General features: G+C 64.6%; 12 protein-coding genes. 4 read left to right on the top strand and 8 right to left on the bottom strand.

Features of this window, described 5'->3' with window-relative positions; genetic code table 11:
- Positions 1-115: 115 nt before the first annotated feature.
- The 3 genes from ASF57_RS00200 to ASF57_RS00190 all read right to left on the bottom strand — a co-directional run bounded on the left by ASF57_RS00200 (position 116) and on the right by ASF57_RS00190 (position 3993).
- The gene (locus ASF57_RS00200) at positions 116-1303 is read right to left on the bottom strand and encodes an FAD-binding protein (protein ID WP_056478753.1); all 1188 of its coding nucleotides are present in this window, start codon (positions 1301-1303) and stop codon (positions 116-118) included.
- A 120-nt stretch (positions 1304-1423) separates the two neighbouring features.
- Complete coding sequence (locus ASF57_RS00195; protein ID WP_056478751.1) at positions 1424-2896, bottom strand: lipopolysaccharide biosynthesis protein; 1473 nt, start codon at positions 2894-2896, stop codon at positions 1424-1426.
- Between the two features lie 92 nt (positions 2897-2988).
- Positions 2989-3993, bottom strand: coding sequence for a magnesium transporter CorA family protein (locus ASF57_RS00190; protein ID WP_056478748.1), 1005 nt, complete (start codon positions 3991-3993; stop codon positions 2989-2991).
- Positions 3994-4206: 213 nt separating this feature from the next.
- Here ASF57_RS00190 and groES point away from each other — a divergent pair, with 213 nt between their 5' ends.
- Both groES and groL read left to right on the top strand, forming a co-directional pair.
- On the top strand, positions 4207-4494 hold the full coding sequence (groES, locus tag ASF57_RS00185; protein WP_056094907.1) for a co-chaperone GroES: 288 nt from the start codon (positions 4207-4209) through the stop codon (positions 4492-4494).
- A 96-nt stretch (positions 4495-4590) separates the two neighbouring features.
- Positions 4591-6243 carry a chaperonin GroEL gene (gene groL / locus ASF57_RS00180; protein WP_056478744.1) on the top strand — a complete coding sequence of 551 codons (1653 nt, stop codon included), beginning with the start codon at positions 4591-4593 and terminating at the stop codon, positions 6241-6243.
- 120 nt (positions 6244-6363) lie between these two features.
- Here the strand turns inward: groL and ASF57_RS00175 are convergent, their stop codons facing one another.
- The 3 genes from ASF57_RS00175 to ASF57_RS00165 form a co-directional block, all read right to left on the bottom strand.
- Positions 6364-7551 carry a DUF1501 domain-containing protein gene (locus ASF57_RS00175; protein WP_056478740.1) on the bottom strand — a complete coding sequence of 396 codons (1188 nt, stop codon included), beginning with the start codon at positions 7549-7551 and terminating at the stop codon, positions 6364-6366.
- 12 nt (positions 7552-7563) lie between these two features.
- Positions 7564-9090 (bottom strand): DUF1800 domain-containing protein, encoded by a 1527-nt coding sequence (locus ASF57_RS00170; protein ID WP_056478737.1) that lies wholly within the window; start codon positions 9088-9090, stop codon positions 7564-7566.
- A 179-nt stretch (positions 9091-9269) separates the two neighbouring features.
- Complete coding sequence (locus ASF57_RS00165) at positions 9270-9902, bottom strand: 2OG-Fe(II) oxygenase (RefSeq protein WP_056478734.1); 633 nt, start codon at positions 9900-9902, stop codon at positions 9270-9272.
- Positions 9903-10093: 191 nt separating this feature from the next.
- Here ASF57_RS00165 and ASF57_RS24250 point away from each other — a divergent pair, with 191 nt between their 5' ends.
- Positions 10094-10390 (top strand): hypothetical protein, encoded by a 297-nt coding sequence (locus tag ASF57_RS24250; RefSeq protein WP_082503598.1) that lies wholly within the window; start codon positions 10094-10096, stop codon positions 10388-10390.
- A 144-nt stretch (positions 10391-10534) separates the two neighbouring features.
- On the top strand, positions 10535-12646 hold the full coding sequence (locus ASF57_RS00160) for an ABC transporter ATP-binding protein/permease (protein WP_056478731.1): 2112 nt from the start codon (positions 10535-10537) through the stop codon (positions 12644-12646).
- Positions 12647-12649: 3 nt separating this feature from the next.
- On the opposite strand, the gene ASF57_RS00155 is transcribed toward ASF57_RS00160, so the two are convergent.
- Together ASF57_RS00155 and ASF57_RS00150 are read right to left on the bottom strand one after the other, a co-directional pair.
- Positions 12650-13366, bottom strand: a complete 717-nt coding sequence (locus tag ASF57_RS00155; protein WP_056478728.1) for an LrgB family protein — start codon at positions 13364-13366, stop codon at positions 12650-12652.
- Positions 13363-13761, bottom strand: coding sequence for a CidA/LrgA family protein (locus ASF57_RS00150; RefSeq protein ID WP_056189791.1), 399 nt, complete (start codon positions 13759-13761; stop codon positions 13363-13365). The genes ASF57_RS00155 and ASF57_RS00150 overlap by 4 nt, the downstream gene beginning before the upstream one ends.
- Between the last annotated feature and the right edge of the window lies 1 nt (position 13762).

Here is a 13762-nt window from a genome sequence, read left to right as displayed (position 1 = left end):
TCGATCGGGGCGGCCTCGCAGCCCGCCCCGTGTCGGCATCGTCGTTCTTCCGGCGTCAGTTTAAAGACAATCGCGCCGGATTCCGAGCCTTGGAATCGCTCTCAGCAGCGCAGCCTCAAAGGCCGGCATACATCCGACCCGGATTGAACAACCCCTGGGGATCATGCGCCGCCTTGATACCGGCGGTGATCCGCATCAAAGCCTCCGACAGCGGCTCGAATACGGCGACCGCCGCCCGGACAGCTTCCGGCGCCCGCACAAGGGTGGCGTGTCCGCCCTCCGCTCGAACGGCCGCGCGGACGATCTCCGCTCCGGCATCTCCCGCCGCGTCCGTCGCAAGCCAGATCAGGCCGCCGCCCCAGTCGTAGAACCAGCGGGCCTCGCGGCGCGACGCGATCGCCGCCGTCACGGCGGGCGCATGGGTCGGGGCGGTCGCGATGCGCCAGATCGCAGCCTCGCGCGGCTCGGCCAGCGCCACGACATCGCGGATCCCGGTCCATAGCTCGGCGCCTGGATCGCCCTCGACGATCTCCGGCTCGCCGAAGCGCTTGAGCAGCCTGCGCAATTCGCCGAGCCGATAGTCGATCGATTCCGAAAAACCCTCGAGTCGCATCAGCGTCCGCGCGGTTCCACCCGCGATTCCGGCAGGCAGATGGGCGGCCCCGGTCAACTCGAACGGGGAGCCGAGGGCAGCGGACAGCGCCCCGATGGCACGGACATCGTCGAGGTCCGGGAAGGCCAGGGTCGCCACCCGCTCCTGCCGCGGCAGCACCTTGAAGGTCACCTCGGTCAGCAGTCCCAGGGTTCCCCAAGAGCCCGCCATCAGCTTCACGAGATCGAGTCCGGTCACGTTCTTCATCACCCGGCCGCCGGACTTGATCGCCTCGCCGCGCCCATTGACAAAGCGCACGCCGATCAGGCTGTCGCGCGCCGCGCCGGCATTGATCCGCCGTGGGCCGGAATTGTTGGTGGCCGCCACGGCTCCGAAACTGGGCTCGCCGGTCGTCCCCATCAGGGTACGATGGTCCATCGGCTCGAAGGGCAGCATCTGGCCGCGCTCCGTGAGCAGGGCCTGAACCTCCGCCAGCGGCGTTCCAGCTCGAGCCGAGACGACCATCTCGGCGGGTTCGTAGAGGGTGATGCCGGAGAGCCGGACGCTGGACAGCGTCACCTCGTCCTGGGCCGGGCGCCCGATGGCGCTCTTGGTCGCGCCACCCACGAGGCGAAGCCGCTCGGGACCGCTGGCCGCGGCCCGAACAACCTCGGCCGCCGCGCCCTCATCGTGAGGCTCATATGAACGCATCGATTCCTGCCCGATTCGGAGCGTTCTACGGCGCCCTCGATCCTGTCTGCCATCGACCACCTTAAAGGAGGATCACGGCGATGACAGCCAGTCGAGTCCGTCTATTCCGCCGAGCCCGTCCTATTCCACCGAGGCCGGCTCGGTGGGGCGGGGCGATCCGGGAAGGCTGCGGGAAAGGCGTGCCATCGCGTGGCCCCTCAACCCGGCAATGTCGAAGAACCAGACCAGGGCGCCGTAGACCGCGATGCCGAGCGGTACGCCGAGCGCGAGGGCGCGGGTCGGCTCGATGTGGCGCAACGGCAGGAGGCAGAGCGCCATGGCCATGGAGGCGACACCGGCCGCCAGGATCTCCCACCAGGGCAGGCGCAGCCGATCCGGGCCGGTCAGTGCGCGGATTCCCAGCAACAGCGTCGCGGCAGCCAGCCCCAGGGTCTGCGCGACCGCGACGCCCTCGGGACCCAGCAGGGGTGGGAGGAACGATAACCCGGCGGCGTTGAGACCCAATCCAACGCAGGCAGCCGCGATGACCGGGCGAGTCCGTCTGCGGATCTGGAAGATCGGATTGAGCGCGAAATTCATCATCGCCAGACAGAAGAAACCTGGCACCATCACGCCGGCATAGGCGGAAAAGGGACCACGGTAAGCTTCTGGCACCACCAGCGTCTCCAGAGCGGGAAGCACGGCCCAGAACCCGACGGCGCAGGGCAGAAGCAAGGTGACGACAACGCCGACGTTCAGCCCGACCTGGCGCTCGGCCGCGGCACGGCCCTCCTGCTCCTCCACCCGGACGGCGAGTTGAAACAACAGCAGGTCGAGGGCAGTGCCGAGGGTACCGATACTCCGGGTGGTGACATCGGCAGCCAATGCAAAGTAGCCGGCTTCGGCAAGACCCGCATGGGCCGCGATGCTACCCCGATTGAGAAACGGAAGGAGCTGATAGATCGCATTCGCGGCAATCAGAGGCAGACCATAGGCGACGAAGAGCCGCCAAGTCTCCCGGACGCGGGCCTGCAGGCGCGGCACGACCGGGTCGCGCATGGGACCGTAGAGAAGCAGGACAGCAACGGCCTGGCTGATACCGGCCGCCACCAGAACCCAGACCGGTTGCGGAAAGTACCAGGCGGCCCCCGCCATCAGCACAAAGGCGAGGGCATTCTTGACCGCGACGAGGTTGAAGTAGAGCGCACCGTCAAAGCGCGCGCGGACGAGCGCGGCATGATAGTCGAAAACCCCGATGCCCAGCGCGGCCACCGCAGCACCGGCCGTGATCGCGAAATGGCTGTCCGCACTCGGCTGAAGCGAGACGCCGAACACGGCACAGAGCAAAGCCGCAGCGAACAGGGCCAGCGCCAGAAACGCGTAGGCATGGTCGAGCCCGTGGCGGATCCAAGGCTCATCGACGCGCACCCGAACGGAATAGAAGCGCGTCGCCGACAGGCGAAGCCATTCGAACAGGATGGTGTTTGCGACGATCGCACCGGCGGTCGCCAAAGCGAACAGGCCGAAATCGGCGGGCCCGAGCAGCTTGGCGATCAGGAGCCCGAGGACGAAGTTCAGACCTGCATTGAGGACGAAGGCAGCGATCACGGCCATGGCGCGGACACTTCATCCTCGAAGGCTGCTTGGACAGGCAGCGATGCAACCGGGTTGGTTTCGCACGCGCGACCGAACAATTCGTCACGCCCTCAGATCCAGCCTCGAATCCGAAAGAAAACGATCGGAATGATGGCGCTGAGCGCGATCAGGGTCAGGCCATAGGGATAGCCGTAGAGCCAGTCGAGTTCCGGCATGTGCTTGAAGTTCATGCCGTACAGCGAGGCGATCAGCGTCGGCGGGATACCCACCACGGAAGCGACGGTGAGAACCCGGAAGGTGTTGTTCTGCTCGATGCTGATGAGGCCCAGCGTGGCGTCGAGGAGGAACTGCACGTTCTCCGACAGGCGAATTTCGAACTCGTCGAGGGAGGCGATGTCCCGGCGCATCGCCTCGAATCTCGGCACCTGCTCCTCCCCGAGGATATGCTCGCATTCGTTTGCGACGAACGGCACGATCCGCTCGAGTCCGAGGAGACTGGAGCGGATCTTCCCGAGCGTCTTTCCGCGTCGACCGATGCCGCGCAGGATACGGCGAAGGGCCAGGTCGCGCCGGCGGGGGTTCTGGTGCGGGGGCCTGATGTCCCCGGTGGCGGCGCTGCTGCGGACATCGAAATCGAAGATCCGCGTCGAGAGGGCGTCGAGGTCCGCGCCCATGTCCTCGAGGGCGTCTGCGAGACTGTCGACCAGTTCCTCCACCAGCAGAAGGAAGATCTCCGTGCTGGTGGTGCCCGGCCCATCGCCGGCATCGATCCGCTTCTTGACCTCCGCAAAGGCCCGCAGATCGTGGAAGCGGACGGTGAGCAGGCGATCCTTCGTCAGGACGAAGCCGAGGGGTTTGAGCTGAGAATCCAGTTTGTCGAAGGTGATCATCGGCGTGGAGAGCGTGAAACCGCTCTTCATCCGGCGCAGCCGACTCGAATTCTCGACTTCGCTCAGCGCTTTGCGCGACGGCACGCTGATACCGGTGGCAAGTTGGACCCGCTCTGCCTCGGCGGCGCTGGGATCGTTGAGGTCGATCCAGACGGCATGGGAGGGATAGGCGGTATCCGGCGCCGCAGGCTCGACCGCACCCTGCGGTCCATGAAGCTCGATCATCCGCGAAGGACTTTCCGTCGGGGTGTGAAATGAAGGAAGGATCCTGTCGTCGGAACGTCGTCGGACCCTGCGACAGTCTTGACTCGACGGAGCCACGCGCCTAACTCGGCGCCATCGTTAGCACTCACTCAAAGAGAGTGCTAACGGCCTGGGTTGAGCGCGCTGCCGCGCCGCATCAACGCCATCCACGAATTTGAAGCAAGAGGGCAGCTCATGAAGTTCCGTCCGCTGCACGACCGTGTCGTCGTCCGCCGCATCGAAGGCGAAGAGAAGACCAAGGGGGGCATCATCATCCCCGATACCGCCAAGGAGAAGCCGCAAGAGGGCGAGATCGTCGCCGTTGGCCCCGGTGCCCGCGACGAGGCCGGCCGTATCAACCCGCTCGACGTCAAGGCCGGCGACCGCGTCCTGTTCGGCAAGTGGTCCGGCACCGAAGTCAAGATCGATGGTCAGGACCTCCTGATCATGAAGGAATCCGACATCATGGGCGTCGTCGCCTAAAGCGCGGCCAACCTCTTCCCTCGATCCTAGCTGAGTCCTTCGAGCGCGCTCTCGTTTCGAGCGCCTCAGGGCTCTCAACAACTTAAGGATTTGAACATGGCAGCAAAAGAAGTCCGTTTCGGCTCCGATGCCCGCGAGAAGATGCTCCGCGGCGTCGACATCCTCGCTGACGCCGTCAAGGTGACGCTCGGTCCCAAGGGCCGCAACGTCGTCATCGAGAAGTCCTTCGGCGCTCCGCGCATCACCAAGGACGGCGTCACCGTCGCCAAGGAGATCGAGCTCTCCGACAAGTTCGAGAACATGGGCGCCCAGATGGTGCGCGAAGTGGCCTCGAAGACCAACGACATCGCTGGCGACGGCACCACCACCGCCACCGTCCTGGCCCAGGCCATCGTCCGCGAAGGCGCCAAGTACGTCGCCGCCGGCATGAACCCGATGGACCTGAAGCGCGGCATCGACCTCGCCACCACCGCTGCCGTGAAGGACATCACGAGCCGCGCCAAGAAGGTCGCCTCGTCCGAGGAAGTCGCCCAGGTCGGCACCATCTCGGCCAATGGCGACAAGGAAATCGGCGAGATGATCGCCCATGCCATGCAGAAGGTCGGCAACGAGGGTGTCATCACCGTCGAGGAAGCCAAGACCGCCGAGACCGAGCTCGACGTCGTCGAGGGCATGCAGTTCGATCGTGGTTACCTTTCCCCGTACTTCATCACGAATGCGGAGAAGATGGTCGCCGAGCTCGAGGACCCCTACATCCTCATCCACGAGAAGAAGCTCTCGTCGCTCCAGGCGATGCTGCCGGTTCTCGAGGCCGTGGTGCAGACCGGCAAGCCGCTCGTCATCATCGCCGAGGACATCGAGGGTGAGGCGCTCGCCACGCTCGTCGTGAACAAGCTGCGCGGTGGCCTCAAGGTCGCGGCCGTCAAGGCTCCGGGCTTCGGCGATCGCCGTAAGGCCATGCTCGAGGACATCGCGATCCTGACCCAGGGTCAGATGATCGCCGAGGACCTCGGCATCAAGCTCGAGAACGTCACCCTCCCGATGCTCGGCCGCGCCAAGCGCATCCGCATCGAGAAGGAGACCACCACGATCATCGACGGTCTTGGCGAAAAGGCGGACATCGAAGCCCGCGTCGGCCAGATCAAGGCGCAGATCGAGGAGACCACCTCGGACTACGACCGTGAGAAGCTCCAGGAGCGCCTGGCCAAGCTCGCCGGCGGCGTCGCGGTCATCCGCGTCGGCGGCGCGACCGAGGTCGAGGTCAAGGAGAAGAAGGACCGCGTCGACGACGCGCTCAACGCCACCCGCGCTGCGGTGGAAGAGGGTATCGTCCCCGGCGGCGGCACCGCCCTCCTCCGTGCCCGCGAGGCCGTCCGCGCCCTCACCAGCGACAACCCGGACGTCCAGGCCGGCATCAAGATCGTGCTGAAGGCCCTTGAGGCGCCGATCCGCCAGATCGCCGCCAATTCCGGCGTCGAGGGCTCGATCGTGGTCGGCAAGATTACCGACAACACCTCTTCGATCACCTACGGCTTCAACGCCCAGACCGAAGAGTACGTTGACATGATCCAGGCCGGTATCGTCGACCCGGCCAAGGTCGTGCGCACCGCCCTTCAGGATGCGTCCTCGATCGCCGGCCTCCTCGTCACCACCGAGGCCATGATCGCCGATGCTCCGAAGAAGGACAGCGGCGCCCCCATGGGCGGCGGCGGCGGCATGGGCGGCGGCATGGGTGGCATGGACTTCTAAGACGTCCAAGACACCTGAACACCGAAAACAAGGGGGTCGCCGAAAGGCGGCCCCTTTTTCCATGTCGTGACCGGACGAAAACGCGCGCACCGACGATGCAGCGCGCGGAGGTCTACGGGCTCAGACCAGCCCGAGATCGCTTGGGGAGACGTCCGGGAAGATGCGACCGAGACTGGCTGCATCGAGTCCGTAGATGCGCTGCAACAGACCACTCAGCATCGCCCGATAATCGGTGAGCACCGGATAGTCCCTGTTCTGGAACAGATGAGCTTCGTCGGCCCGAACCTGCGGACCGGCGATCCGACCGCCCCGTACCCCGCCCCCGAGCACCAAGTAGACGCTACCGTGACCATGATCGGTGCCGCGATTGCCGTTCTCGCGGAAGGTCCGACCGAACTCGGAAACGACGACCACGACAGTATCGGTCCAGCCGGCGCCGATCTCCTGGACGAAGCCGGAAAGGCCACGGCCAAGTTCTCCGATGCGGTCGGCGAGATAGCCGGTTGCACCGCCCTGGTTCACATGCGTATCCCACCCACCGACATCGACGAAGCCGAGGTTGAACTGGTCCCGCATCAGGCGGCCGATGCGACGGGCGGCCAATTCGAACCCCTTGGGCGAAACCGCGCCGCGATCCGCCTGTGCTTGGTGATCGGAGATTGTCCGATAGACCTCATCTCGGACCCGAAAGCCCTCGTTCACCGCGCTCGCCAGGGGGCCGCCCGCGTACATAGCCCGGATCAGAGCAGCCTGCCTCTCGTCGATCCCCGGCTTGCCGATCCCGTGGATCGCGATGTTGGGCACGGGATCGGGTCCCCGGAAGATCAGGGGTGATTGCTCGGTGAAGGCGATCGGGCGCACCCGCGTCAATTCCACGGCGAGGCGCGCCATGAACCCGGATTGGTAATTTCGCGAATCACCGACCGGCTGTCCGAGTTCGATCGTGTCCTGCGTCTCGAAGTGGCTGCGGGTGAGGTCGTTCGTACCGGCGAACGGCACGAAGGCCGCCTCTCCTTTCGCGTAGAGCGGCAGGATCGTCTCGCGCAGCGCCGGATGAAGGCTCCAGTCGGCATCGAGCGGGAGGGCTGCCGCCGGGTTCGCCGGATCGGGTCGAGCCACCGCCAGATTCGGCCGGGCTCGATAGTAGAAGTCGCTGCCGGTCGGGATTACCACATTGGCGGCGTCGTAAGCCCCCCGCAGGAAGACGACGAGAAGGCGGGCATCGGCTTTGGGCGCCGCCCACACCCGGCCCGCGACGGTGCTGGCACCGAAGGCGGCGGCAGCGCGGATGAGATCGCGTCTGTTCATCGATCCGCCTCCTCAATGCATGAACTCGGGGGAGGGCAGGAACAACGTGTTCCAATCCTGGGGCGAGACCGCCCGACGCAAGGCGTCCCTCGTCCGCGGCGTGAGGGTCGCCATCAGCGGCCCGAAATAGAGACCATTCTGCAGGAGCGGAAAGGCAGGTTCCTCGACCGCATCGAGGGCGCCAGACTTGAACAGCCCCGCCGAGCCGGAGCCGATCTGGCGCGCGATCTCGAAGCGCGTCGTGAGCTGGCCTGGGCCGCTCCAGGCAGCGGCGTCGAGCGGGTACCCGTCGGGTGTCGAGCGATTGAAGAGGCCCTCTCCGAGGCGGTTCAACCAGTTCTGGACTGGGGTCGTATTCAGAATGACCCGGTCGTCATAGGCCAGCCGCAGGGCCGAAAAAACATAGCGGACCGGATCCTTGAAGCCCGAGCCGGCCGCGTCCACGAATTCCGGAGAGTGGACGAGCGCGCCCAGCACTGCCGCGGTATCGCCGTCCGTTCGAGTGAAGACCGCGGCGAGCCGATCGACGAGAGCATTCGAGGGCGAACGCCCCATCAGATAGAGGGCCATTGCCCGGGAGACGTTGCGGGCGGTTGCGGGATGCCGGGCCAGAACGTCGAGCGCCTCCTCGATCTCGGCATAGCCACGACTGTGGATGGTATGACCAAGCAGAACCTTGCTGCCGTAATCGTGCCGGGCCGGGTTGAACAGGAAGAGCCCCTTTCGGACGAGATCGCCCTGAAGCTCTGGCTTCACCCTGGGGTTTTCGGGCCGCGAATCGATACCGGCCCCCGTGAGAATACGAGCCAATTCCTCCACGTCGTGCTGCGCGTACCCCCCTCCGACGCCGAGGGTATGAAGTTCCATGAGTTCGCGGGCGTAGTTCTCGTTGAGCCGACCAGCAGCATTCTCGACGTTATCGAGGTAGCGCAGCATCGCCGGGTGCTCGAGCGTCGCAGTCAGGAGATGGCGGAATCGCCCAAGGGCATGGGGGCGGATGGCGGTGTCGAGATAGTCGCCGACGAGGACGCGCAGATTGGCCTTGCCCTGATGCACGTTGAAGCGGTTGAACCAGAACCAAGTCATCCGCTCCCGAACCTGATCCGGCGCATAGAGCGCTCGAAGGATCGTGGCGGTCAGTGATTGCCGGTAGGCGTCGTTCAAGGCGCCCTGATAGGCGGATTGAGCCGCCTTCTTGGCGTTCAGATCGGCGAGCCCATTCGCGGCCTTGGCTTGTGCGTCGAAAGCGACGACGCGATCGATCAAGGCGCCCTGTGGCTGGATCGAATGGATTTGGGCCTGAGCCACGGGCGGGAGTGCCATCGCGTGGGACGGCCGCAGTTGCGCCGACAGCCAGGCTTCCCGCCCTTGCGCCCGCAGCGCGGAGAAACTCGTCGGCGTCGCTCCCCAGGTCAGCGCGTCGAGAAGTGCGAGGTCCGACGACGGTGACCCATCGGGCGTTGCAAATACCGGCCCACAGGTCAGGATTGCCCAAATGAGAGCGGTGCGAACGATCGCCGCGTCACACAACCTCAACATGAGTCGCCCCCTTCGGCTTATCCGCAAGGTGCAACTCGCCGAGGAAACATGGCGGTGGAATGTCGGGGGAGAAGGCGGGCACGGCGGAGAAACCGACCGGAAACCAGATTGTGGCCTACCGCCTGCTACCTGTCGCCCCCCCCCTTCGAACTTGGACCCAACCCTTCGGGACGGTGCCCTTACCGGCCGAAGATGCCCTTCAGGAACTGGGCGGTACGATTACGCTTTTTCTTGCGCTCGAGTTCGTTCGCATCCTTGACCCAGGCCACCTGCACGACGCGACGCTCGCCCTCAAAAGGCTCGTGGCCGTGCCAGGAATTGTCAGCGCGAAGGAACGCGAACATCGTGCCCATGGTGGGAGGGACCTCGACCGCGAAGGGTTCATAGTTCTTGCCGTCATAAAGTACCCGCAGGCGCCCGGCCGCCGGAGCGTCCCAGGCGTCGTTCATGTAGATCAGCATCGTCATCACCTTGGACGGGCCATCGGTGTGGATCGAGCCGTATTTCAGCTGACTGCGCTTCATGATGGTGGTGAGGCGCGGACATGAGACGAGATCGATGCCGAACTTCTCACCCATGATCCGCGAGAAGGCGTCGCTTTCCAATTCTTCGATCAGCGCTTTGAAGCGGCCCTTCAAGTCGACCTCGTCGACGGTGAGATAGCCGGGCTTGGCGATCGCCGGAAAATCCTGGCGGATCTCATCGACGGCTTCCGGCTTCAGAACGTCGTTTCCGAGAAAGAAGCTGTAGGGCTCCCGCGATACGGGAGCGGCACGCACGGCATCGAGATTGAGGATCGACAGTCCCGTCATGGCTCAGACGTTCGTCCATTCCGGCGGACCGAACCGTCAGCCGGTGGTCGCGCGCTGGGTTGAGCGCCCGCGGGGCGCAATCTCGGTGGATAGAGCGCGCGATTGCGGCAAGCGGACGGCAACCCCTTTCCGCGTCACACGGAAACTGCCATGCTTGTCCGCACCGAAACAGAGGAACGGCGCCGCGTATCGTGACGAGATGCCTCGCACTCGCCCTCTGCGCCATCCTGGTGACGCCGGCCAGTGCTCAGAATCCCCTCCCCTCGACCCAGCGTTTGACCTGCGCCGATGCCATGGCCTTGGTGAAGGACAGAAGATCGCTCTGGATCAACCCCGGCAACGCAGCCGCCGAGCGCTTCGTACGGGACCGCAGTCAGTGCAATCTAACGGAGATTGCAGAACTGCGCTTCGTTCCGACACGCGATAACCCGGAATGTCCCATCGGCTATCGTTGCCGAGAGCCCGACTTCGGTGACTGGGACTGGTAGCGGTTCCGTCGACGCGGGCGGAAGCCGAGGTGCCGGAGGTCGCAGAGCAGCGCCACGATCTCGCCACGACCGGACGGCAATGCCACCGGCAATCCGTGCCGTCTCGGCATCCAGCCATAAGAACACTGACAAGGGGAGGCGCACGTGCCCGCATTGAGGACAGGCCTCGGCCTGCAAGCCGGGATCACGGCGCTCTTCGCTCTCGCTCTTCTGATCCTGCCGGGCGTGTCCACGCCGCTGTATGTCAGCCTCAGCGGCTTCGCCATGGCGGCGATCCTCATCGCGTCCGGCAAACTCTCCGACTACCTGAAGGTTTTCGTGTCGGTCTACGGGATCGGCTACGTGCTGCTCGCGGGTTCGAAAACGCTGGCCGCCATGGGCATCCTGCCCGCCGTCGTGGCGGCACTGCTGCCCCCGGCCTTCGCTGCCACGGGCGCCGTGGTCTTCGCCGGCGTGGTCCTCGCCATCTCACATTGGAAACCGGTCCGCGACATCACCCTGATCGCCGACCCGTATTTTGCAAACCGAGACAAGCCGACCAAGGAGATCGGCCTGTTCCGGTGGTTCGGGCGCACGGAGGGTCAAATCGGCCAGCGGCTCGTCGCGCTGTCGATCTTCGTCAATTTTGCGGACGTCGCGCTGACGCTGCGGTTCAACTTTTTTTATCGTGACCTCTACAACTCCATCCAGGAATACGACCAGCAGGCTTTCTGGTATCAGCTGGCCTGGATCTTCGTCCCGCTGGCCCTCCTGAACATCGCCATCGGCATGTTCGACCTGTTCGTCGATTCCTCGCTGCACATCCGCTGGCGCACCTGGCTGACCCACAGCCTCTACGAGCGCTGGCTCGGCGCCGGTACGCACTACCGTATTCCCTTCACCGACGAAGATGCCGACAATCCGGATCAGCGTATCCAATCCGACGTGAACGCCTTCATCCAGCAGACAGCTGGCGTATCAATTCGCCTGTTGTCCCAGGCGGCTCAGCTCGTCTCATTTATCGTCGTGCTCTGGACCCTGAGCCGCGATTTCGTCCTGCCCTTCACCGACATGGTGATCCCGGGCTTCCTGGTGTGGCTGGTGATCGCCTATGCGTTGGTCGGAACATGGCTCACCCATCTGATCGGGCGTCCCCTCATCGGGCTCAACTTCCGCCAGGAGCAGGTCGAGGCGGATTTCCGCTTCTCGCTCGCTCGAAACCGCATCTACTCCGAGCAGATCGCGCTGCTGCGCGGCGAGCGGGCTGAGAGCACGCGGCTCGCCACCCTGTTTCATGCAATCATCGACAACTACGTCGGCATCATCTTTCGACGCATCAAGCTGATCGCCTTCACCTTCAGCTATCGGCAAGCCAGCGCGATCTTCCCGCTGGTCATCGCCGCGCCGTCGTTCTTCGCCAAGAAGATCACCCTCGGCGCTTTGCAGCAGACGTCCAGCGCCTTTGGAAGCGTGCAGGAATCGCTGAACTTCTTCATCACCTCCTATCTGACGCTGGCTTCCTACAGGGCGAATACGATTCGTCTTGGCTCGTTCAAACGGGCAATGACGAAAGCGGAGGCCCTCTCAGCGGCGGGCTATGGCCTCGTGCAAGGCAACGAAACCACCGGTGAGGTGGTCGCCCGGAACCTCACGCTCGCCCTTCCGGACAACCGCGAGATCGTTACGGCGGAACGGCTGACGCTCCAACGGGGGAAAGCGACGCTGGTCACCGGCCCATCCGGCTCCGGCAAATCGACGCTGTTCCGCGCGATCGCTGGGGTTTGGCCCTTCGGTCGAGGTCGGGTCGACGTCCCGGCTGGCCAATCAGCCCTCGTCCTGCCACAGCGGCCCTACCTCCCGCTCGGTACGTTACGTGGAGCGGTGGTCTACCCGAACACAACGGATCAATTCACGGATGCGGCAATCCAAGACGCCCTGATCGCGGCCCAGCTTCCGCAATTCGCCGACCGGCTCGACGAAGTGGATAGCTGGGACCGGCGCCTGTCCGGTGGTGAGCAGCAGCGCCTCGCCATCGCCCGGGCTGTCCTGACCAAACCGGATTGGCTGTTCCTCGATGAAGCCACGGCCGCCCTTGATGAGCCCAATGAAGCTGCGATCTATCGCATGCTGCGGGAGCGACTTCCTGGCACAACAATCGTGTCCATCGGGCATCGCTCGACCCTTCATGCCCTCCACGACCGGCGCATCGACATGCAACCGGTCGACGACGGCCGGTTCACTCCTCGGGAGGTTTCCTCGACTGTCGTCGCTCAGTAGAGGTCAGCGCAGAAAGGTCAGTGCAATCGGTGCCAGGATCGCAGTGAGGAAGGCATTCAAGCCAAGGGCGATACCCGCGAAGGCGCCGGCAACCTCGTTGACCTGAAAAGCACGTGCTGTTCCAACCCCATGCGCAGCAAGGCCCGCCGCGAAGCCGCGAGCGCGCATGTCCCGAATGCGCAGAACGTTCATCAGCGGCGTGACCAGGATACCGCCCGTCATTCCGGTCAGCATGACGATCACGGCCGCTAAGGTCGGGTCGCCCCCCAAAGTCTGGGCGATCCCCATGGCCACGCCAGTGGTCACCGACTTCGGCGCGAGCGAAATGATGACCTCGCGAGGAATGCCGAACGCTTGGCCAAGAAGCAAAGCCGAGCCCAGAGCGACTACGGAGCCGACGATGAGGGCTGCCGCCATTGGAGCGAGCGAACGCAGCACGGTGGCGCGATATTCATAGAGCGGAATCGCCAGGGCAACCGTCGCAGGCCCCAGCAGGAAATGCACGAACTGAGCGCCATCGAAATAGGTGGCGTAGGGTGTGCCTGTCGTCTCAAGAACCGTCGCCGTGAGGGCTATGGCGATCAATACGGGATTGGCCAAGGGATGACGGTTGGTTGCCTGAGCGATCCGATCGGCCACGACGTAGGCCAGTAGCGTCACCGTCAGCCAAAGCAGCGGCGTACGCGAGAGATAGACCCAGACAGCAAAATCCGGGGTCACGGGTGCGCCTTCGGTTTCGCCAACGCGTACGAGACAGCGACGAACGTGACCGCAGTGGCTGCCAATGTTGCCACCGTCGAGATTAGTACGATCGCACCGAGGGCCACGCCCTGTGCGGCAAGGACGTCAAGGCGCCCGACAATGCCGGCTCCCGCCGGCACGAACATCAGCGAGAGATTGGCTAGGAGCCCCTTCCCGGTCCCCTCCAGGCGGCCATCGATCAGCGGGAGCGCTAACAGGCGTGGACCCAATCGTGGTGCCCGATCTCTTAGGATCAAAAACAACAGGAGCAGCGCCATTCCGATCAGGGGTCCCGGCACCGGTAACCCGGTGGCATGGGCCAGGGCCTCGCCGCAAAGTTGCGCGAAAAGAATCAGGGTCAGGCAGAGGATCATC

Origin of the sequence: Methylobacterium sp. Leaf117 (genome assembly GCF_001422985.1) — a bacterium.
In the GTDB taxonomy this organism is placed as follows: Bacteria; Pseudomonadota; Alphaproteobacteria; order Rhizobiales; family Beijerinckiaceae; genus Methylobacterium.
The sequence above is the reverse complement of the archived record's forward strand: the minus strand, read 5'-3'. Positions and strand labels throughout refer to the sequence as shown.